Source organism: Enterococcus sp. 4G2_DIV0659 (assembly GCF_002140715.2).
In the GTDB taxonomy this organism is placed as follows: domain Bacteria; phylum Bacillota; class Bacilli; order Lactobacillales; family Enterococcaceae; genus Enterococcus_L; species Enterococcus_L mansonii.
This window is the reverse complement of record NZ_NGLE02000001.1, coordinates 217,505-237,671: the sequence shown is the minus strand read 5'-3', so window position 1 is coordinate 237,671 and position 20,167 is coordinate 217,505. Positions and strand designations below refer to the sequence as shown.

The window sequence follows — 20,167 nt, the reverse complement described above, 5'->3', positions numbered from 1 at the left end:
AAATTGAAGAAGGTGAAGAGATGCCATTATTATTTGGAACAGCGAAATTTAATGAACAAAAACATTTGACGATTGGTGGATGTGATACTGTGGCTTTGGCTGAAAAATACGGTACACCGCTATTTGTTTATGATGTTGAACATATTCGCCAACGTGCTAGAGGCTTTAAACAAACATTTAACTCTTTAGGAGTAAAGAATAAAGTTATTTATGCCAGTAAAGCTTTTTGTTGTTTGGCAATGTACAAGCTTCTTGAAGAAGAAGAACTAGGTTGCGATGTCGTTTCCGCTGGTGAAATCTACACGGCTATAAAAGGTGGGATGTCTCCAGAAAATATCGAATTTCACGGAAATAATAAAACGAGTGAAGAATTAGCTTTTGCCGTAGATCAAGGTGTTGGGACCATTATTATCGATAATTTTTACGAAATTGATTTATTAAGTGCTATTTTAGAAGAAAAAGGGAAGAAACAAGAGGTTATGTTCCGTATTACACCTGGCGTTGACGCCGAAACCCATGATTATATTTTAACAGGTCAGGTAGATTCTAAATTTGGTTTTGACGTGGCCAGTGGGCAAGCAACGGACGCATTAGAGAGAATTTTGGCTGATGAACACTTAGTTTTAAAAGGCGCTCATTGTCACATTGGGTCTCAAATATTTTCTGCAGAAGGATTTTTAGCAGCTGTGGAAAAAATGTTGTTGATTTTAAATGAATGGAAGCAATCATTTGGTTACTCTGTAGATGTTTTGAATATGGGGGGCGGTTTTGGTGTCCAATATACTAAAGCAGATGATCCTCTTGAGCCAGAAGCGTTTGTAAAAGCGATAGTAAATGCTGTAACAGGTCAGTGCGAATTGTTGGATTATTCTTTTCCAGAAATTTGGATAGAGCCAGGTCGTAGCATTATTGCTGAAGCAGGGACAACAATTTATACTGTTGGTTCACAAAAGAGCATTCCAGGGGTTCGTCATTATGTGGCAGTAGATGGAGGAATGGGCGATAACATCAGGCCTGCGTTGTATGATGCTCAGTATGATGGATTTTTAGCTAATCGAATCAGTGCAGAGCCTAGCGAAGAAGTGAGAATTGTTGGTAAATATTGTGAATCCGGTGATGTGCTGATAAAAGGAATCGAACTGCCACCAGTACAAGCAGGTGATTTATTTGCTATTACAAGTACAGGTGCATATGGTTATTCAATGGCGAATAATTACAATCGTAATTTAAAACCTGCAGTTGTGTTTGTAGAAAATGGCGAAGATAGACTAGCCATACGTCGAGAAAGCTTTGAAGATTTAATTGCATTAGATTGTCAGTAGTAGATTAGATAATAGAATAGACGATGTTGAAGCAGAAGCTTATTTCCGAAAGGATGGTTTCTGCTTTTTTTTATTTGCACTCAGAGCTTGGAGTGGAACTGCTTTTCGTTTTCTAACGGGCTTGTTTTTTTAGTAGTAAAGTGACAAAAGGATTTAAAGCTTGAGGTTGGAAATGAAATAAATCTAGTTGTAAGATAGATTTATAGACAACAGGAGGGATTAATATGACTGTCAAATCAAAAGGAATCGACAAAATCAAATTACTACAGGCTATAACCACAATTGTAACAGGGATTATCATGTTGAATGCAGTATTGAAAAAAAGTAGAAGATAAAAGTATTTTCCATCCGTCGTTTATTTGGTTTGGGTGTGACTAGGATATGACTCACAGAGTGATGTCCCGGTCGCACTATTTTTTATTTGTTTTAAAAATATTATTCAAATAATTCGAAACTGTGTTTACTTAACACTTATTGTCTTGTATAATTGACTCGGAGATAGATGGGCGGAGGTGGAGCTGAAAAAAGTGAGCAGAAAATTACAAAAAAACTAGGATTTAAATAAAAAATTATAGATTATAGGATGAAAGCATTCAAAAAAGCCTTTCAACAATTATGACTAAGCTAATTGTTGAAAGACCGTATTTTTATTTTTCCAATTGGAAGTAAGATGATGAAGCTATTGTCTGATCATACAAAGTTCTATTGATAAAAGTCTTGTTATATCAGCTTATCGAATTCCTAAAGCAATCCGAGCGTAACGCGACATTTTATCTGTTGTCCAAGCAGGATACCAAACTAATTTTACTTCTGGATTCCTTACTTCCGGAATTTCTTTTAATGCTTCGTGAATTTGATCAGTTAAGATGTCTGCTAATGGACAACCCATTGTTGTCAAGGTCATTTTGACAACAGTATCTCCATTTTGAGCAAAATCAACTTCATAAATTAAACCTAAGTTAACAATATCAATCCCTAGTTCAGGGTCAATAACTGTTTCTAACGCTGTTAAAATTTGTTCTTTAATGTCTTCAATTTCTTCAGCAGACCATTCTTGATTTGTTTCAGTCATTGTATCCACTCCTTTGTGATAATAGCGCTGTGGTCCTGTATAAGAAAATACACTTGCATGCGCGCAGTTGCTCATAAACAGGTACATCTTTTCATATAATACCTTTTTTTAAATACTTTGTAAATGAGAATCTTTTTCAATAAGAGTATGTTAAAGAAATAGTAGCTAACAAACATAGATGATCATCTAAAATTGCAGAGTAAAAAGCATTAATCCATCGTCAGTGGCATTGATAATATTATGTTGAGTATAGGCTTCTAGAAAAATTGCATCACCTTCATGTAAGATGAGTGTTTCGTCCTGCAACTCAATAGTAGCCTCACCTTTAATAACGTAATTTATTTCGCAAAGGTTATGAGCGATTTTTCTACCACTTGAAGAAGATTGCGCGTCTATATAGATTTTTGAGATAACCATATTATTCGTATGTACGGGTAAATTGAACAAAGTATCATAATAAGTAGAGTTTGCCTGCCACGGGTTATAAATCGTGCCGGAAGAATTTCGAATGACTTTGTAACCATGTTCAGTCGTTTCATTTTCTTGAATAACTTGGGGTGCTTCATTAGCTAACAGGGAAGCAACTGTGACATCCAATGCGTCCGCAATTTTTCTTAGTGCTTCCAGAGAGGGACGATTCGTTCCACGTTCAATTTGTGATAAGAAACTAGCAGAGTAACCTGTTTTTTCTCCTAGTTCTGCTAAGGTAATCTTTTTTTCTTTTCTTAAATTTTTGATTTCTCTAAATTCCATTTACAGCCGTCCTTTATTTAGAATCCTTTTTTCATTCATATTATCTCGAATTCATTACAAAATTACAAGCACTTAGATTTCAATTAGAAAAAACACATCTAAATCTCATTAATATGTTGACATTTACATAGAGTAAACTTAAAATTGTAACCAATAATTCAAATTGTGTAATGAAATTTAACTAGGAATTAAAAAAAGACTATTTATTTTCTCTTTAAGGATGATATACTATTTCTGTAAAAGATTAAAAAATGTCCAAGTAAACACTGTTTCATAATGAATATTATTGGGGGATAAAAAGTGAAAATCACAAAAGTAAATGTAGCGCCAAAGTCTGTAAAGTTGAAAGAACCAATTACAATTTCGCTTGGTACGATTGAACATTCAATGAGTGCTGTTGTTGAAATCGAAACGGACGAAGGGGTCGTAGGATATGGCGAAGGAGCACCCGGTATTTTGATTACAGGTGAAACCTTAAAAGGAACGACAGAATGTATTCAATTATTTGAAAAGCAATTACTCGGGGTTGATCCGTTAGATACTGAAAAAATTCATTCGATCATGGATGCCAGTGCAGCACTTGCGCCTTCAGCAAAGACAGCAATTGATATTGCTTGTTATGATTTGTTTGGGAAAAAAGCGAATTTACCATTATATAAACTTTTAGGTGGTTTTGAATCGTCTGTTAAAACAGATATGACGATTGGCATTGATACGCCAGAGAGGATGGCTCAAAAAGCGGTGCTTGCAGTTTCACAGGGTTTTGATACGTTAAAAATCAAAGTAGGAACTGGAGTTGAATCAGATGTTGCTCGAATACATGCGATTAGAGAAGCTGTTGGGAATGATATAAAGCTACGTTTAGACGCTAATCAAGGATGGAAAGCAAAAGAGGCCGTAAATACAATCAATCTTCTAGCACAATACCAAATTGAACTCGTGGAACAGCCAGTTGCTTATTATGATATTGAAGGACTGACTTATGTAACGAATAATGTTTCGACACCAATCATGTCTGATGAAAGCTGTTTTAATTCCAAAGATGCATTGCGATTAATCAAAGCACGTGCCGTTGATTTTGTGAATATCAAATTAATGAAATGCGGAGGGATTCATGAAGCACTGAAAATAAATAGTATCTGTGAAGCTGCTGGTGTGGAATGTATGATTGGCTGTATGGTGGAGGAGACGAATATAGGAGTGACTGCCGCAGCACATCTAGCTGCTGCAACTAAAAATATCACAAGAGCTGATTTAGACGCAACATTTGGTTTAAACGAAGTGGCGATTCCTGGAGGTGTTGGATTAGAAGCAACGAGTATGATCTCTTTATCCAATAAAGCGGGCTTAGGTTTGAGCAAGTAAGAAAGGAGAATGTCAAATGTATTATGATTTAAAATATATGAGCGTACCACTACCAGAAGACATTATCAAATTAAAGAATTATGGTGATTTTTCTGGTGCAAAGAAATTGATCGAACATTTATTATCAAATGAATTGCCAGAAGCATTGAGAAGACGCTTAGAAATTGAACAAGATATCATTCGGATTGTGGGTATTAACGAGTATCCTTTTGGCTTTGAAGAAGCTACTAAGATGATGAAAGAAACCTTTAAAGACTATCAAGAAGAAGAATTGACGGCTTTAAAAGAGAATGGGAAAGTTGACTGGCTCTATATAGATGGACAAGTTCACTTTCAGCGTCGTTTCTTAATGAATTTGATCAAGACACAAGCTAATTATGAAGCTAGATTAATCGTTAAAGAAGACAATGAAGTGGATCGTTTAAGAAAACAAGAGCTAACCCAAAATGTTCTAATGATGAAAGAAAAAGGGTATAGAAAAGTAAGCATTCATTTAAAAACGAGTATACAAGTAAAGAAAGAATATGAACGTCCAGGAGAAAAGGTTCGCGTGTCTCTTCCGTTGCCAAAAGAATGTAAACAAGTATCTGACATCCAAATATTAAAGACGACACCAGAAGCAACGTTTATTGCACCTGAAAACGAGGCACAACGAACAGTTTATTTTGAAACTATCTTAGAAGAAGATCAGATTTTTTCAGTTGAATATCGTTATGTAAATCAAGTTGATTATGTTGAATTAGAACCAGAAAAAGCGTCTGATTTACAGCCGGAGTTCGATTTAGGTGAACAGTTGCCTCATATTCGCTTTACACCTTATTTAGAGCAGCTACTTGAGGAGATTTTGTCTGGTGAAACAAACCCGATTAAAAAAGCACGGAAAATTTATGATTTTATTACAACAAAAGTGAACTATTCTTTTATGAGAGAGTATTTTACCATTGAGAACATTTCAGAGTATGCTGCTGTTAATTTAAAAGGGGACTGCGGGGTTCAAGCAATTTTGTTCATTACCTTATGTCGAATGGCAAAGATCCCTGCAAAATGGCAATCAGGCCTGTATGTATCACAATATTATACGGGGTGTCATGATTGGGCGCAATTTTATGTCGCACCATACGGTTGGGTCTTTGCTGATTTATCCTTTGGGGGAGGAGCTCGCAGAACGGGTGATTTAGATCGTTGGAATTATTATTTTGGAAATCTAGACATTTTCAGAATGCCTGCTAACAGCGAAATACAAACAGATTTCAATCCTCCAAAGCGCTTTTTAAGAGCAGATCCAATTGATAATCAACGGGGCGAATTTGAATATGAAAACCAAGGTCTTCCATATGCTTACTTAGACGTAAAACAAGAGTTGGTTTGTATGGAGGAACTTGTGTAACAAATAAATAAATAAAGAAGGAAATGGTGGATTGTATGAAAAAAGGGTTAAAGCAAAGTCTTGTATTGGCAACAACAGTGCTATTACTTTCAGCTTGCGGGGGGAAAGCAAGCAATAAGACAGAGGATAGTACAAGTAAAAATGTATCGGAAGGGCAAAAATCTTCAAGGGTTCTCAACTTGATGGAAGCATCAGAAGTAGGATCGATGGATACGATTTTCACACAAGATGAACCAAGTGTAAATGCACAATCAAATGTTTTTGAAGGATTGTATCAATTAGACGACAAAGACAATGTTGTTCCAGCTGTAGCCAAAGAAATGCCGGAAATTTCCGAAGATGGTAAAACCTATAAAATCAAACTTAGAGAAGATGCGAAATGGTCAAATGGAGACAACGTAACTGCGAATGATTTTGTTTTTGCTTGGAAGAAAATGGCTGATCCGAAAAATCAAGCCAATTACTTTTTCTTGATGGATGGAACGATTCTTAACGGAACGGAGATTGTAAACGAAGAAAAATCAGCGGATGAACTAGGTGTAAAAGCACTTGATGATTACACACTTGAAATCAAAATGGAAAAACCAGTAACCTACTTTACTTCATTATTAGCTTTTTCACCTTTCTTCCCGCAAAATGAAAAATTCGTGAAGGAAAAAGGCAAGCTGTATGGAACATCTAGTGAGAATATCGTTTCTAATGGGCCTTTCTTAATGGAGAATTGGGATCAGTCATCTATGTCTTGGGATTTAGTACAAAATCCAAACTATTATGATGCAGACAAAGTGAAATCAGAAAAAATTCATTTTGAAGTGCTAAAAGAAACCAATACAGTATTCAATTTGTATGAATCAGGTGAATTAGATGTTGCGATTTTAACAGGAGACTTTGCGAAACAAAATAAAGATAATCCTGATTATCAAGCCATTCAACGCTCAAAAGTGTACTCTTTAAGAATGAACCAAAAAAGAAATGACAACCCATCAATTTTTGCCAACGAAAACGTTCGTAAGGCTGTAGCCTATGCATTGGATAAGAAAAGTTTAGTAGAAAATATTTTAGCAGATGGTTCAAAAGATATTTATGGATACATTCCAAAAGACTTTGTATCAAATCCAGAAACAGGTGAAGACTTTAGAAAAGAAGCCGGAGACTTAGTTAAAACTGACGAAAAACGAGCAAAGGAATATTTAGAAAAAGCTAAAAAAGAATTGAATGGCGATGTAACCATTGAATTATTATCAAAAGATGGCGATGGCGATAAGAAAGTAGCTGAATTTATCCAAGGGCAATTAGAAAAAACGTTACCAGGTTTAAAAATTAATGTAAAAACAGTTCCTTTGAATAATTCAATCGAACTAATGAAAAAAGGCGATTACGAACTTTCTGTTAGTATGTGGGGACCTGATTATCAAGATCCAATGACATTCCTAGAAAGCTCAGTCAGTACCAAAAATAAAACAAGTTACCGTAGCGAAAAGTATGATCAGTTGATTGATGATGCATCAAACAAATATGCGAATGATCCCGAGAAACGTTGGGAGACACTGATTAAAGCGGAAAAAGTTTTAGTAGAAGAAGATGTTGCATTAATTCCATTGTATCAACAAGCAAGAGGACAATTGGTTCGTCCAGGGGTTGAAGGGATTGAATATCATAACTTTGGCGCAACATGTACTTACAAAAATGCGTATATCAAAGAATAAATTTTTGTCTATATGATCGAAGTTTTATCACTTTACTAAAAAAACAAAAGTCTTCTAATAGAAACACTTGACCTCAAACAAATTTGCTTGTATTATACTACTTGGGCACCTTTAAGAAGGTCAGAAGTTTACAACGAATTCCAGCTCCCTATTCATTTTGGATAGGGAGCTTTTGTTTTTTATTACTAATCTAAAAAACAAGCTTTTGATTGTTTGCTTATCTCTACAAATCTATTTTAAGAAAGGGTTTTTTTCTATTATGACAAAATATATCTTTGTTACAGGCGGCGTAGTGTCTTCCATCGGTAAAGGAATTGTCGCAGCATCTTTAGGACGTTTATTAAAAAATCGCGGCTTGAAAGTAACGATTCAAAAATTTGATCCATATATCAATGTGGATCCAGGAACAATGAGTCCTTACCAACATGGAGAAGTTTTTGTCACAGATGATGGTGCCGAAACAGACTTAGACTTAGGTCACTATGAACGTTTTATTGATATTAATTTAAATAAATATTCAAATGTGACAACAGGAAAAATTTATTCAGAAGTATTAAGAAAAGAGCGTAAAGGTGAATACCTAGGGGCAACTGTACAGGTTATTCCTCATATCACAAATGAAATCAAAGATAAAATCATGCGTGCAGCTAGCATGACGGATGCGGATATCATTATTACAGAAGTTGGTGGGACGGTTGGTGATATTGAGTCACTTCCATTTTTAGAAGCTTTACGCCAAATGAAAGCAGAAGTTGGTAGTGATAATGTGATGTATATTCACACGACGTTGATCCCTTATCTAAAAGCAGCAGGTGAAATGAAAACTAAACCAACACAACATAGCGTAAAAGAATTACGCAGCTTAGGCATTCAACCAAACATTTTAGTGGTTCGTACAGAATTACCTGTATCTCAAGGTACGAAGAATAAATTAGCTCAGTTCTGTGATGTAGAACCAGAAGCTGTTATTGAATCACGTGACGTAGAGACACTTTATTCTATTCCTTTAGCATTGCAGGCTCAAAATATGGATCAAATTGTTTGTGATCATCTAAAACTAAATGTACCTGAAGCTGATATGACAGAATGGCGTGCATTGGAAGAAAAAGTGTTAGGATTGAAAAAGACGACCCGTATTGCATTGGTTGGTAAATATGTAGAACTTCCGGATGCCTATCTTTCAGTTGTTGAAGCATTGAAACATGCTGGTTTTGCTTTTGATTCTGACATTGCGATTGATTGGATCGATTCCCAAGAGTTAACTCCAGAGAACGTAGAAGGAATTTTAAAAGAAGCGGATGGTATTTTAGTTCCTGGTGGTTTTGGCGATCGCGGAGTAGAAGGGAAGATAGAAGCGATTCGTTATGCTCGTGAAAAGGATATCCCTTTCTTAGGTATTTGTTTAGGTATGCAAATGGCTTGTGTTGAATTTGCTCGTAACGTTGTGAAATTAGAAGATGCTGGTTCTGCTGAAAATAATCCAGATGTACAAAACAATATCATTGATTTGATGTCCGATCAAGAAAATGTTGAAAACCTTGGAGGAACACTTCGTTTAGGTTTATATCCTTGTAAGTTGAAAAAAGGTAGTGTTACAGCGGCTGCATATGAAGGACAAGAAGTGGTACAAGAACGTCACAGACACCGTTATGAATTTAACAATAAGTATCGTCAATTGTTTGAAGAAAACGGCTTAGTCTTTTCAGGTGTTTCACCAGACAATCGTTTAGTTGAGATTGTTGAATTACCTGAGAAAAAATTCTTTGTTGCTTGTCAATTCCATCCTGAATTAATTTCTCGACCAAATAGACCACAGCATTTAATTAAAGCATTTGTTGAAGCTTCATTAAGTAATAAAGAAGTATAATCTAGAAAAAACGTATAATGCCAATCTAATGGCATTATACGTTTTTTCTATCCGCCAGAAGGATTTCTTCTGGCGGGGTTATTTTGCACGGGTGGTTTAGAATCAGGTACTGTTTCTTCACTACTCGTAGGTTGTTCAACGGCAGGTGGGCTCGTCGGTTTAGATGGTTCTTCTTTTGGTGGATCAGCCGGTGTCGCCGGTTCGCTAGTTGGTGCTGTTGGTTCTGAAGTCGCAGTCGTCGAGCTACTTTGTGTTGGAGCAGCACTTGTTGATTCTGCTGTAGAAGAAGTGATAACACCTGTGTTTGAAGGTAATAAATTTTCTTCGTATGCACCTTTAACATACAGCTCACTACCAGAACGAATTACACTATCAGGCATGACCCAATCATCATTACTCACATTTTCAGAAAGATAGGTCATCATTTCTCTATAAACATCAGATGCTGTTCCCCAATATTCAAAAGGAATTGGGGTTAAGCGTTCTTTATAACCTGTCCAAACAGAAACCGCATAGTTCGGAGTATATCCGACAAAGGTACTATCAGGAGCAATGCTGGATGATTCAGAGGCACCCATTCGAGTGAGGTCATCGTCAGTATAGTTTGCTGTTCCAGTTTTTCCAGCTTGGATTAACCCAGGAACGCCAGCATTAAAGGCTGTTCCGCCAGTAATAACGTCTTTTAACATATCTGTCATCATATAAGCAGTAGAATCTTTCATGACACGTTTGCTTTCTGGTTGGAAATCGTCTTCTGAGCCATCTTGATACACGACTTTATTTACGTAATAAGGTTTATTATAAACACCCATATTTGCAAAAGCGGCATATGCGGCAGCTAATTTCAATGAAGACACGCCATACTTCGTTCCATCAATTTTGTTTGTATTACTTGAAATAGCATTTGCAGCAACGATATCCTTGAATTCGATTCCTAAGTTTTTAAGAAATTCAGCTGATTTGTCTTTGCCAACTTCATCAAATGTTTGGATAGCAGTTGTATTACGAGAATACATGATTGCTTTTCGCATCGTAAGTGCCCCGTAATATTGCATATCAGCGTTTGTTACTGGTATATTGGTTCCTTCATAGGTTGTTGGTTTATCCATCATGATTCGACCAGTGGAGTAGTTCAAATTTTCAATGGCCGGACCATAGTCGGCGATTGGTTTCATTGTTGAACCTACATCTCTACGAACGTTGAGTGCTAGGTTTTCGCCTAATTGCACATCATCAGGGATATTTCGTCCGCCGATTTGAGCTTTAACTTGTCCTGTCTTAACATCAATTACTGTTGAAGCAACTTGAAAATCAGCATCAGGATATTGTACATAATCAGCTGTATTAATGACATTATAAAGGTGTTTTTGAGCAGCCATGTCTAAATTTGTGTGGATTTCTAAACCATCTGTATAGACATTTTTCCCTGTTTTTTCTTCGACTTCATCAATTACTTGCTTAATGTAATTATCGACGATTTTACGATTTTCATTCGATGTTTGTAAGGGCTGTAAGCCGTCATTTACAGGTGTAGCTTTTGCTGCATCGTATTCTTGTTGGGTAATTTTGTTATTTTCTTTCATTGTAAATAAAACGACATCTCGTCGGTCTTTTGCAGTATCCGGCTGTGTATAAGGATCATAATCATTTGGTGCTTGAGGCATCCCTGCTAATAAAGCTGTTTGTGGAAGCGAAAGTTCAGATAAAGGTTTACCAAAATAGGTTTGAGCAGCTGTTTCCATGCCATACAAGCCATTAGCCATGTATACTTTATTCACGTAGTAAGTCAAGATTTCCTCTTTAGATTTCTCTTTTTCCAATTGCAAGGAAAGCCATGCTTCTTGTGCTTTTCTCTTGAGGTTTTGATCTTTTTCTTTGGTAGAAAAGTAGGACAACTTAATAAGCTGTTGTGTCAATGTACTTCCGCCTTGAAGACCACCTGTTTTAAAGTTTGATAGAGCTGAACCTATTATTCGAATTGGATCTACACCACTATGTTTGTAAAAACGTTTGTCTTCCACAGATACCACGGCGTCTTTCAATAGCTGAGGCACTTCGGTTGGTTTGATCATTTCACGTTTTTCAGCACCTAAGTCTTCAAAAACTTCATTATTTGCATCGTAAAGTTTAGACGACACAGTCGCATTTAACATTTCATCGTCTAATTTTGGTGCATTTTTGGCATAGGACCAGAAAAGACCTAGACCAGCTAACAATCCGATTACACCAAGAAGGATTAAGCCTAAAAAAAGTTTAAGTAAGATTCTTTTTTTCTTTGGTTTTTTTTCGCCATTAGAAGGGATATTTAGCGTGTTATTAGACGTGGATGTATGCCCATGTCTTGCGGCACGAGATCCTATTTCATCAGTTGTCATAAATCGCAACTCCTTTGTTTGATTGAATATGTTGCTCAACTGCATTCAAATATGGAATTCTTGGTGCAATTCCAATCTGAATTTCTATTCCATTTTTTTCAATAATAGATAAAGGCAACGATTTTTTTCCAGTGTTTTCTTGTTCTGACCAATAGGTTACTAATTCTTCTCCGCTAAAAAAGAAACATCTATTCAATGAAGAGAACCACAATAGAACAAAGCAAATTCCTTTTTGTGCCAAACATTGTTGGATATGGTCAATCTGGTGTTGATGAAAGTTTTTAAAAGGAAATGAGGTTTTATTCTTAGTTTCCTTTGCTTCAAAATCCAGATAATATCCGTTGTAAACACCATTATAATCAGTTGTAGAAGCTTGCCTAAAATAAGCTTCTTTGATCACAGCGGCGCTTCGGCTAGGATAATCAACTTTTACGATTTGGACGGGAGTGGGTTTTTTATGGATGACAGCTACGTTATGACTTAAATAATACACGTTACTTTTGTTGATTTCCTCTTCGAAATCCATTCCTCGTTTGCCAAATTGAATTGATTTTTTATTTTTTCCTTGTTTTTTTTGTGTGGGTGCTTCATGATGGTTATAGGGAGTACCATTAGGATAATGAAAAGCCATTTCTATCACACTCCTAGCCAACATTATAACAAAAAATCTTTATGAAAGAAAAGGAATGTCTATGGAAAACGTAAAAACACTTTATGTGACTGGGTATAAAAGCTTTGAAATCGGGGCTTTTCAAGACAATGATCCTAAAATAGAAGTTATTAAAAAAGTATTAAAAAAAGAAATTTTAGGCTACTTAGACACTGGATTGGAGTGGGTTTTAGTTTCAGGCAATCTTGGAACAGAGATTTGGGCGGCAGAAGTTGTGGCAGAATTGAAAAATGATTATCCAGAATTAAAATTAGGAATCATTTATCCATTTAAAGGTTTTGGCAGCAATTGGAATGAAAAAAATCAAGCAAATTTAGAAAAAATCGAGCGGTTGGCCGATTATGTGGATGCAGTGAGTCATCAAGAATACAAGTCGCCAGCTCAATTAAAAATGCATACGCGCTTTTTATTGGAGCATTCTGGCGGGAGTTTATTGATTTATGATAAAGAATATCCTGGAAAAACGGAGTATTTTTTAAAAGATGCGGAGCTTTTTTCTGAAAAATTTCCTTATGAAATTCGCCTAATAACAATGGATGATTTACAAAACTCGGTAGAATAGGAAGAATCTGATTGATTTTCTGACGATTTTCCGATACAATAATGCTGTTGAACTATGAACTTTTTATCCTAATCAAAGAAAATAATGAGGTGTAAGTATGGCAAATTTAGTATACAGTCCAAAAGATATTTTACAAAAAGAATTTAAGACAAAAATGCGTGGCTATGATCCAGTTGAAGTGGATGAATTTTTAGATAACGTAATCAAAGATTATGAAGCGTACAATAAAGAAATTTTAACCTTACAAGAAGAAAACAATCGTTTATTAGCTAAGCTTGATCAAGCATCTAAAGTGCAACAAGCGATGCCTTCTCGTAGCAGTCAAGAGATGCCTAAGAGTGCGGCGGTAACAAACTTTGATATTCTAAAACGTTTGTCTAATTTAGAACGTGAAGTATTTGGAAAAAAATTAGATGATACTCCAGCTTCAAATCCAATTTCAGGTATGAGTCATTCAAGTTCATATGAAAGTAGTTTACACAATCCTTACGAACGTGAAATTGATCATTCAGAAACACGTCAATTTTAATTGACTGTATTCATCAAGTAAATAAGTTTGTAATTTTCGGGTGATCGCGGTTTGAATTTTTCAAGCTGAGGAAAGTCCATGCTCGCACAGACTGAGATGTCTGTAGTGTTCGTGCTTAGCGAAATCATAAGCTAAGGTACTAGATCTAGTAAGATCTGCTGTTTTTTAACGAGCTGATTTTACTTTTTGGAGTAACGGCAGGAAAAATGACTAAGGTTTCGGCTATGTCAAAGTACCCTTGAAAGTGCCACAGTGACGAAGCAATTTTGGAAACGGAATTGGTGGAACGCGGTAAACCCCTCGAGCGAGCAACCCAAACAATGGTAGGGGCACTCTTCTAAAGGAAATGAACGAGTAGAAGAGGCAGAAATATTTCTGCAGATAGATGATGACCGTCGAATGTCTTTCCCTGAGAGGCATTCGATACAGAACATGGCTTACAGAAAATTACAAGTATTCAGGATGACCTTCCAACTTTGTTGTGAAGGCTTTTTTTAAAGTATGAGAGATAAATTAACGATCAGTTCTTAACGATATCAAGAATAAGAGGAGATATAATGACGAAAGAAAAAACATTTAAGCTTGTCGCAACGGCTGCAAGCGGGCTAGAAGCATTAGTAGGAAAAGAATTGCGGGATTTAGGTATTCCTTGTGAAGTAGAAAATGGTAAGGCGCTATTTGAAGGCGACATGGAGACGATTGCTACCGCTAATCTATGGCTGAGAACCGCTGATCGCGTGAAAATCATTGTTGGGGAATTTGATGCATTTAGTTTTGATGAATTATTTGAAAAAGTTAAAGCATTGCCTTGGGAAGATTATTTACCGATGGATGCAGAATTTCCTGTAGCAGGGAAATCGATCAAGTCAAAATTATACAGTACACCAGATTGCCAGTCGATTACGAAAAAGGCCATTGTTAATCGCTTAAGAGAAGTGTATCATCGTCCAGCAACAGTTCCTCTAGCAGAGTCAGGGGCATTTTTCCAATTAGAAGTTGCTCTTTTAAAAGACCATGTAACCTTGACGATCGATACAACCGGTCCAAGTTTATTCAAACGAGGTTATCGAATTGAAAAAGGCGGCGCACCGTTAAAAGAAAATATGGCAGCGGCTTTAGTTGCTTTAACCACTTGGCGTAAAGATCGTCCTTTTTACGATCCTGTTTGTGGATCTGGTACAATTTGTATTGAGGCGGCTTTGATTGGTCATAACATCGCTCCAGGATTTAATCGTGAATTTGTATGCGAGACTTGGGATTGGTTCGATAAAGGTATTTTCGAGAAAGTTCGAGCACAAGCAGATGAACAAGCAGACTATGATATTAAATTAGATATTATGGGTACAGATATCAACGGGAAAATGATTGAGATCGCTAAAGCAAATGCAGAAGAAATTGGTTTAGGTGATTCGATTGAATTCAAACAATTAGCTTTAAAAGACTTTACAACAGAGAAAGAATACGGTGTAATGGTTGCTAATCCGCCATATGGTGAACGTTTGGGTGAAGAAGAATCTGTTCGCAAACTATATAAAGAAATGGGCGAAGTTTTCCGACCATTAAAAACATGGAGTAAGTATATTTTAACAAGTGACTTAACCTTCGAACAATATTACGGAGCAAAAGCTACGAAAAAAAGAAAACTATATAATGGCGCGCTACGTACGGATTTGTTCCAATATTGGGGGGAAAGACCTCCTAGAAAGCCAAGAGAAGAGTAGGTGAGACAAAGATGAAAGAACAAGAATTTCTACAAGAAATAAAAGAGATTGAATTATTGAATGAAGCTTTAGGTTTGCTTGAATGGGATAGTCAAACGGGAATGCCGGAAGCTAGTAGTTCTTTTCGGGGAGAAGTAGTCGGATATTTATCTGGTATGTCTTTTGAACGCAGTGTTGGGTCAAAAATTCAGGAAGCATTGAACTATTTTGATACACACACGGAAGAGCTCTCAGAAGTCGGCTTAGCCGTTTATACTAAAGTTAAAGAAAACTATGAATTAAATCAAAGTATCCCGCCAGAGCGGATGCAGGCGTATACTACAGCCTTGACAAATGCTCATAACGCATGGTTGCAAGCAAGAAAAGCGAAAGATTTCGGGAAAATGAAAAATGAAATCGAAACAATTATCGGTTTCTTAAAAGAATTTATTGCTTATTGGAAAAAAGACGAAGAAACGAATTATGATGTATTGTTGAACCAATATGAACCAGAATTGACTGTGGCAAAATTAGATCAAATCTTTGCTCAAGTTAAAGAAGGCATTATGGAAATTAGAACGGTAATTGCTGAAAAAGGAACAGCACCTAGAACAGATTTCTTATCTAGAAAAGTAAGCAAAGAGCAGCAACGAAAATTTGTGATAGGCGTGGTAGAACAATTAGGCTATGATTTTTCACGAGGTCGTTTAGATGATACAGTTCATCCATTTATGTTATCTTTAAATCGCAATGATGGTAGAATCACAACACGTTGGGATGAAACCAAATTTACGATGGCAACGTTTGGTGTAATTCACGAAGCAGGTCATGGAATTTATGAGCAAAGTATTGATTCGAAATATGATTACACACCACTTTCAACAGGAACTTCAATGGGAATTCATGAATCTCAGTCTTTGTTTAATGAAATTATCATTGGTAGTAATAAACAATTCTGGCAAAAACAATTTCCATTTTTCAAAGAATGTACAGAAGGGACATTTGATGATATCGATTTTAATACTTTTTATGACTCCTTAAAAGAAACAAAAGCTAGTTTAGTCAGAATCGAAGCAGATAGCCTAACATACCCACTGCATATTATTATTCGTTATGAGATTGAAAAAATGATATTCAATGATGAAGTATCAATGGATGATTTACCACAAATTTGGAATGATAAATACGAAGAATACTTGGGTATTCGTCCTGAGAATGATTTAGAAGGAATCGTACAAGACATTCATTGGTCAGGTGGTAGTTTCGGTTATTTCCCATCCTATGCGTTAGGCTACATGTACGCTGCGCAATTGTGTCATGCGATGGAAAAGGAAATCGATGTAAACGATGTTTTAGCAAGTGATGATTATTCACCTATTAAGAATTGGTTGACAACTCACATTCATCAGTATGGAGCCTCAAGAAAACCAAACCAATTGATTTTAGATGCAACAGGGGAATCACTGAATCCTCAATACTTGATTAATTACATGAAATCAATTTATTATGATGTATATAAAATTAAAGAATAATGGTGTTTATCTAGCAACAGAAAGCAGGGCGCAGTTATGTTATCAATCAATGAGTATTTACGGGCTGGTGAAACAACTGTTTCCAACTTAGTAATTGAGAACTATCAAAAAATTGGATTAGCCGATGATGAATTTTTATTTTGGTTACAATTGTTCCGCTCACAAGCTAAAGGAGACTTATTTCCTAATTTAGCAGAGATCAGTCAAATCATGGAAAAGCCAATAGATGTTATTTATCAGTTGTTGAATCAATTGGTTTCACGGGGATTTTTAATCATTGAAACAAAGCAAAATCAACAAGGGCAAATGATGGATACGTATGATTTATTACCGATTTTTGATAAAATTGCTTTGTTACAGGAAAAACAAATAGAAAAGGCACGAGTGCTCTCATCAGAAGAAACGATTAAGCAACTTTACCAAAGCTTTGAAAAAGAATTTGGTCGTCAATTGTCTCCAATTGAATTGGAAATGATTGGTCAATGGTTGGAAACAGATCATTATCAACCTGAACTTATTCGGCTAGCATTAAGGGAAGCGGTATTGAATCAAGCCTACAGTTTGAAGTATATTGATCGTATCTTGTTGGCTTGGGAACGCAAAAATATTACAACAAAAGAACAAGTCGCTGAAGATCAAAAACGTCGAAAACAAGCGTTAATCCAAAAAGAAATTGAACAACAAGGTGCTACAAACGAGCCAATTCCAAAAGTGACGTTACACAATTGGCTGAATCCAGAAGATAGCGAGTAAGGAGGTAGGTAAATGCTCTCAAAAGAGAAAACGATGGAAGCAATACAAATCATGTATGACATGTTCCCAGAAGCTGAATGTGAGCTTACACATGAGAGTCCTTTTCAGTTGTTGATTGCTGTGATTTTAAGTGCTCAAGCAACAGATGTTTCTGTAAATAAGGCAACACCTGCCTTATTTGCAGCTTATCCAACACCGGATGCCTTGGCCGCCGCTCCTTTAGAAGATATCATTCAAAAAATTAAAACAATCGGCTTGTACCGAAATAAAGCAAAGAATATCAAAGCTTGTGCGGCTCAATTAATTGAACAATTTGACGGAAGAGTGCCTGAAACTAGAGAAGAATTGGTTTCACTCCCAGGTGTTGGTCGAAAAACGGCTAATGTTGTAATGGGAGATGCCTTTGGTGAGCCCGCAATTGCTGTAGATACCCATGTAGAGCGAGTATCAAAGAGACTTCGTATTTGTAAATTAGATGCTAATGTGATGGAAGTGGAGAAGACATTGATGCGAAAAATTCCTAAAGAATTATGGGTTAAAACCCACCATACGATGATTTTCTTTGGTCGTTATCATTGTCTAGCAAGAAGTCCAAAATGTGATGTTTGTCCGCTACTTTACATGTGTCAAGAGGGCAAATCACGAATGGCACTTAAATAAAAAAGAAGCGAAGGGGATGAATTACTTTTCTCCACTCGCTTCTTTTTATTTAACCAATACCGATAACAAAATGAAATAGTTTATCTGAATAGGTTGGTTCATCTAAATCTGTTTGAATTGTTTTATTTAGCATTTTTAGTTCATCGGTAATAATACCATCCACGCCATAAAACATCATCCGCGTCATTGTATCTGAATCATTGACTGTCCATGCGTATACTTTTTTTCCATCACTATGTGCAGCGTTGATAAAATTTTTATTTAAGGTCGTGTATTCCATTGTAAAGAAATCAACATTTGCAACAGGTGGACCTACAATATTAAACGGGAGAATATAGCCAACATAAAAATCTGGTTCTTCTTTTTTTAGTTGGATGGCTGTGTTAAATGTCAGAGTATGAAGAATATGCTTTTCAGATAAGATAGTCTTGCGATATTTCTGAGTAAACCGTTCAACTAAATCAGGACTATCTTGTGCTGTTGTTTTGATCTCTATTAATAGTTTTTGTTTTAATTTTTTGGCGTTATCTAGATAGTCGTCAAAAGAACAAATTTTTGCTTGTAGACCGTTTTCTTTAACGGTTAAGCTGGTTAATTCTGCTAACGTTAACTGATTTGGTCGTTTATCAACACCTGTAAGCTTTTTTATATTAAAATCATGCATAACCACAAATTGTTTATCTTTCGTTTCTTGAATATCCATTTCTACATAGTTAGGATGTTCAGCACTTGTTTTTTCAAGGGCGGGAAGTGTATTTTGTACGCCATTTGATGCGTCTACACCTCTATGGGATATCGTTAGAGGCTCTGTAACGGACGGATTACTGAGATAGCTAGTATTATATGTTCCCACCCCTATACCAAATAAAGCAGCAACAAACGCAAATGAACCGATCTTAAAAGCCGTCCACTCTTTTTTAGGTTGTCTAGGTTGCTCAAAAAACCATTGTGGTAAATCAGGTAAAAAATCTTCATCATCCATATAATCAATTGTGATATAAAAAATCCCAACAGTAGAAAAAACGATGTTCAGAAGTAAAATGAATTGTAAAAGAGTCATCGCGATAACAGCACTCACAAGGGCGTATTGAGGTAACGCAGATTCAATCATTGCCTGAACTGTGAGAATTACTGTGTAGCTAAGAACAAAAAGCAATAGAATACTTCCACCAATTACGACAAACTGTCCAAGAATTTTAAAAAAGTGATTTTTTGTTGACTCCCAACTTTCTTTAATGGCTTGACGAAAAGAAACGTCTCTTAAAATCATCTCAGGTAAAGCGAAAATTAAGCGTATTGAAAGATAAAAGAAGAACAAGTAACCTAAGAGTACTAATCCAATGATTGTTACACGATTAGCGAAGATAAAATCCATAATGAACGCTGGAATTTTTATTTTTGCTAGTAAATCAGAATGGAACCCTAGACCACTGAGCGGTAAAACCAAGAAAAAATAAAATAGAAAAAAAAGAATCGTACTAAATCGAAGTTTTTTTAGTTGTAGAATCGTACCTTTAAGTAAATTCGTTAGAGAAATTGGTTCTTTTTTCTTGATGAAAAAGATGCTTAATAGTAAAAAAGTAAATTCAAAAAACACAGCAACTACGATTGCTAGCAAAACTAAGATCAAAGCAATTAGAACACCAGGATGCTTAGCAAAAATTGTTGGTAGTGTATCATAAGATAAATACTCAATATTCCCTTGTTTTAAAATAAAACGAGTCGAGCTAGCCAAAAGTGGCAGTAAAACAAAAAGCATGAACCCATGCATTAATAAAACATCGCGAAAATAAGCCGATGTCCCCGCAAAAAAATCAATCATATTTTTAATGCTATTTTTTAAATAGTTCATCACAGAATCCACCTCTACAAAACCAAAATAAAACAAGATAGGATACAATTGCATCCTATCCT

16 protein-coding genes and 1 other RNA gene are annotated in these 20,167 nt (G+C 35.9%); 12 read left to right on the top strand and 5 right to left on the bottom strand.

Annotated elements, in window-relative coordinates; all coding sequences use genetic code 11:
* Positions 1-20 precede the first annotated feature (20 nt).
* Positions 21-1,322, top strand: a complete 1,302-nt coding sequence (gene lysA, locus A5880_RS01115) for a diaminopimelate decarboxylase (protein WP_086330334.1) — start codon at positions 21-23, stop codon at positions 1,320-1,322.
* 730 nt (positions 1,323-2,052) lie between these two features.
* Here lysA and A5880_RS01110 read toward each other — a convergent pair.
* A complete protein-coding gene (locus A5880_RS01110) occupies positions 2,053-2,394 on the bottom strand; it encodes a metal-sulfur cluster assembly factor (protein ID WP_086330241.1) in 342 nt (113 codons plus the stop codon).
* A 186-nt stretch (positions 2,395-2,580) separates the two neighbouring features.
* The gene (locus A5880_RS01105; RefSeq protein WP_086330240.1) at positions 2,581-3,147 is read right to left on the bottom strand and encodes a helix-turn-helix domain-containing protein; all 567 of its coding nucleotides are present in this window, start codon (positions 3,145-3,147) and stop codon (positions 2,581-2,583) included.
* A gap of 300 nt (positions 3,148-3,447) precedes the next feature.
* On the opposite strand from A5880_RS01105, the gene A5880_RS01100 reads away from it, so the two are divergent.
* The 4 genes from A5880_RS01100 to A5880_RS01085 all read left to right on the top strand — a co-directional run bounded on the left by A5880_RS01100 (position 3,448) and on the right by A5880_RS01085 (position 9,472).
* On the top strand, positions 3,448-4,512 hold the full coding sequence (locus A5880_RS01100) for a dipeptide epimerase (RefSeq protein ID WP_086330239.1): 1,065 nt from the start codon (positions 3,448-3,450) through the stop codon (positions 4,510-4,512).
* Between the two features lie 16 nt (positions 4,513-4,528).
* Complete coding sequence (locus tag A5880_RS01095) at positions 4,529-5,899, top strand: transglutaminase-like domain-containing protein (protein WP_086330238.1); 1,371 nt, start codon at positions 4,529-4,531, stop codon at positions 5,897-5,899.
* Between the two features lie 35 nt (positions 5,900-5,934).
* On the top strand, positions 5,935-7,605 hold the full coding sequence (locus A5880_RS01090) for a peptide ABC transporter substrate-binding protein (RefSeq protein ID WP_086330237.1): 1,671 nt from the start codon (positions 5,935-5,937) through the stop codon (positions 7,603-7,605).
* Between the two features lie 259 nt (positions 7,606-7,864).
* Positions 7,865-9,472 carry a CTP synthase gene (locus A5880_RS01085; RefSeq protein WP_086330333.1) on the top strand — a complete coding sequence of 536 codons (1,608 nt, stop codon included), beginning with the start codon at positions 7,865-7,867 and terminating at the stop codon, positions 9,470-9,472.
* A gap of 47 nt (positions 9,473-9,519) precedes the next feature.
* On the opposite strand, the gene A5880_RS01080 is transcribed toward A5880_RS01085, so the two are convergent.
* Positions 9,520-11,847 (bottom strand): PBP1A family penicillin-binding protein, encoded by a 2,328-nt coding sequence (locus A5880_RS01080; RefSeq protein ID WP_086330236.1) that lies wholly within the window; start codon positions 11,845-11,847, stop codon positions 9,520-9,522.
* Positions 11,837-12,478 carry a Holliday junction resolvase RecU gene (recU, locus tag A5880_RS01075; protein ID WP_086330235.1) on the bottom strand — a complete coding sequence of 214 codons (642 nt, stop codon included), beginning with the start codon at positions 12,476-12,478 and terminating at the stop codon, positions 11,837-11,839. The genes A5880_RS01080 and recU overlap by 11 nt, the downstream gene beginning before the upstream one ends.
* Positions 12,479-12,539: 61 nt before the next feature.
* Here recU and A5880_RS01070 point away from each other — a divergent pair, with 61 nt between their 5' ends.
* The 7 genes from A5880_RS01070 (at position 12,540) to nth (ending at position 18,253) form a co-directional block, all read left to right on the top strand.
* Entirely contained in the window at positions 12,540-13,079 is a 540-nt protein-coding gene (locus A5880_RS01070; RefSeq protein WP_086330234.1) for an SLOG family protein, read from the top strand.
* Between the two features lie 97 nt (positions 13,080-13,176).
* Entirely contained in the window at positions 13,177-13,608 is a 432-nt protein-coding gene (gene gpsB, locus A5880_RS01065) for a cell division regulator GpsB (protein WP_086330233.1), read from the top strand.
* A gap of 32 nt (positions 13,609-13,640) precedes the next feature.
* Positions 13,641-14,053: RNase P RNA component class B (rnpB, locus tag A5880_RS01060), an RNA gene on the top strand.
* Positions 14,054-14,165: 112 nt separating this feature from the next.
* On the top strand, positions 14,166-15,329 hold the full coding sequence (locus A5880_RS01055) for a THUMP domain-containing class I SAM-dependent RNA methyltransferase (protein WP_086330232.1): 1,164 nt from the start codon (positions 14,166-14,168) through the stop codon (positions 15,327-15,329).
* An 11-nt stretch (positions 15,330-15,340) separates the two neighbouring features.
* Positions 15,341-16,840, top strand: coding sequence for a carboxypeptidase M32 (locus A5880_RS01050; protein ID WP_086330231.1), 1,500 nt, complete (start codon positions 15,341-15,343; stop codon positions 16,838-16,840).
* Between the two features lie 36 nt (positions 16,841-16,876).
* Positions 16,877-17,593: a DnaD domain-containing protein gene (locus A5880_RS01045; RefSeq protein WP_086330230.1), complete on the top strand. Its 717-nt coding sequence runs from the start codon at positions 16,877-16,879 to the stop codon at positions 17,591-17,593.
* Positions 17,594-17,605: 12 nt separating this feature from the next.
* A complete protein-coding gene (nth, locus tag A5880_RS01040) occupies positions 17,606-18,253 on the top strand; it encodes an endonuclease III (RefSeq protein WP_086330229.1) in 648 nt (215 codons plus the stop codon).
* Between the two features lie 49 nt (positions 18,254-18,302).
* Here the strand turns inward: nth and A5880_RS01035 are convergent, their stop codons facing one another.
* Positions 18,303-20,105: a glycerophosphoryl diester phosphodiesterase membrane domain-containing protein gene (locus A5880_RS01035; protein ID WP_086330332.1), complete on the bottom strand. Its 1,803-nt coding sequence runs from the start codon at positions 20,103-20,105 to the stop codon at positions 18,303-18,305.
* Positions 20,106-20,167 lie beyond the last annotated feature (62 nt).

Excerpts from the sequence above, each read along its gene's own strand:
- lysA (WP_086330334.1), top strand. The coding sequence starts at position 21 with ATGCCATTATTATTTGGAACAGCGAAATTTAATGAACAAAAACATTTG.
- A5880_RS01110 (WP_086330241.1), bottom strand. The coding sequence starts at position 2,394 with ATGACTGAAACAAATCAAGAATGGTCTGCTGAAGAAATTGAAGACATT.
- A5880_RS01105 (WP_086330240.1), bottom strand. The coding sequence starts at position 3,147 with ATGGAATTTAGAGAAATCAAAAATTTAAGAAAAGAAAAAAAGATTACC.
- A5880_RS01095 (WP_086330238.1), top strand. The coding sequence starts at position 4,529 with ATGTATTATGATTTAAAATATATGAGCGTACCACTACCAGAAGACATT.
- A5880_RS01090 (WP_086330237.1), top strand. The coding sequence starts at position 5,935 with ATGAAAAAAGGGTTAAAGCAAAGTCTTGTATTGGCAACAACAGTGCTA.
- A5880_RS01085 (WP_086330333.1), top strand. The coding sequence starts at position 7,865 with ATGACAAAATATATCTTTGTTACAGGCGGCGTAGTGTCTTCCATCGGT.
- A5880_RS01080 (WP_086330236.1), bottom strand. The coding sequence starts at position 11,847 with ATGACAACTGATGAAATAGGATCTCGTGCCGCAAGACATGGGCATACA.
- recU (WP_086330235.1), bottom strand. The coding sequence starts at position 12,478 with ATGGCTTTTCATTATCCTAATGGTACTCCCTATAACCATCATGAAGCA.
- A5880_RS01070 (WP_086330234.1), top strand. The coding sequence starts at position 12,540 with ATGGAAAACGTAAAAACACTTTATGTGACTGGGTATAAAAGCTTTGAA.
- gpsB (WP_086330233.1), top strand. The coding sequence starts at position 13,177 with ATGGCAAATTTAGTATACAGTCCAAAAGATATTTTACAAAAAGAATTT.
- A5880_RS01055 (WP_086330232.1), top strand. The coding sequence starts at position 14,166 with ATGACGAAAGAAAAAACATTTAAGCTTGTCGCAACGGCTGCAAGCGGG.
- A5880_RS01050 (WP_086330231.1), top strand. The coding sequence starts at position 15,341 with ATGAAAGAACAAGAATTTCTACAAGAAATAAAAGAGATTGAATTATTG.
- A5880_RS01045 (WP_086330230.1), top strand. The coding sequence starts at position 16,877 with ATGTTATCAATCAATGAGTATTTACGGGCTGGTGAAACAACTGTTTCC.
- nth (WP_086330229.1), top strand. The coding sequence starts at position 17,606 with ATGCTCTCAAAAGAGAAAACGATGGAAGCAATACAAATCATGTATGAC.
- A5880_RS01035 (WP_086330332.1), bottom strand. The coding sequence starts at position 20,105 with ATGAACTATTTAAAAAATAGCATTAAAAATATGATTGATTTTTTTGCG.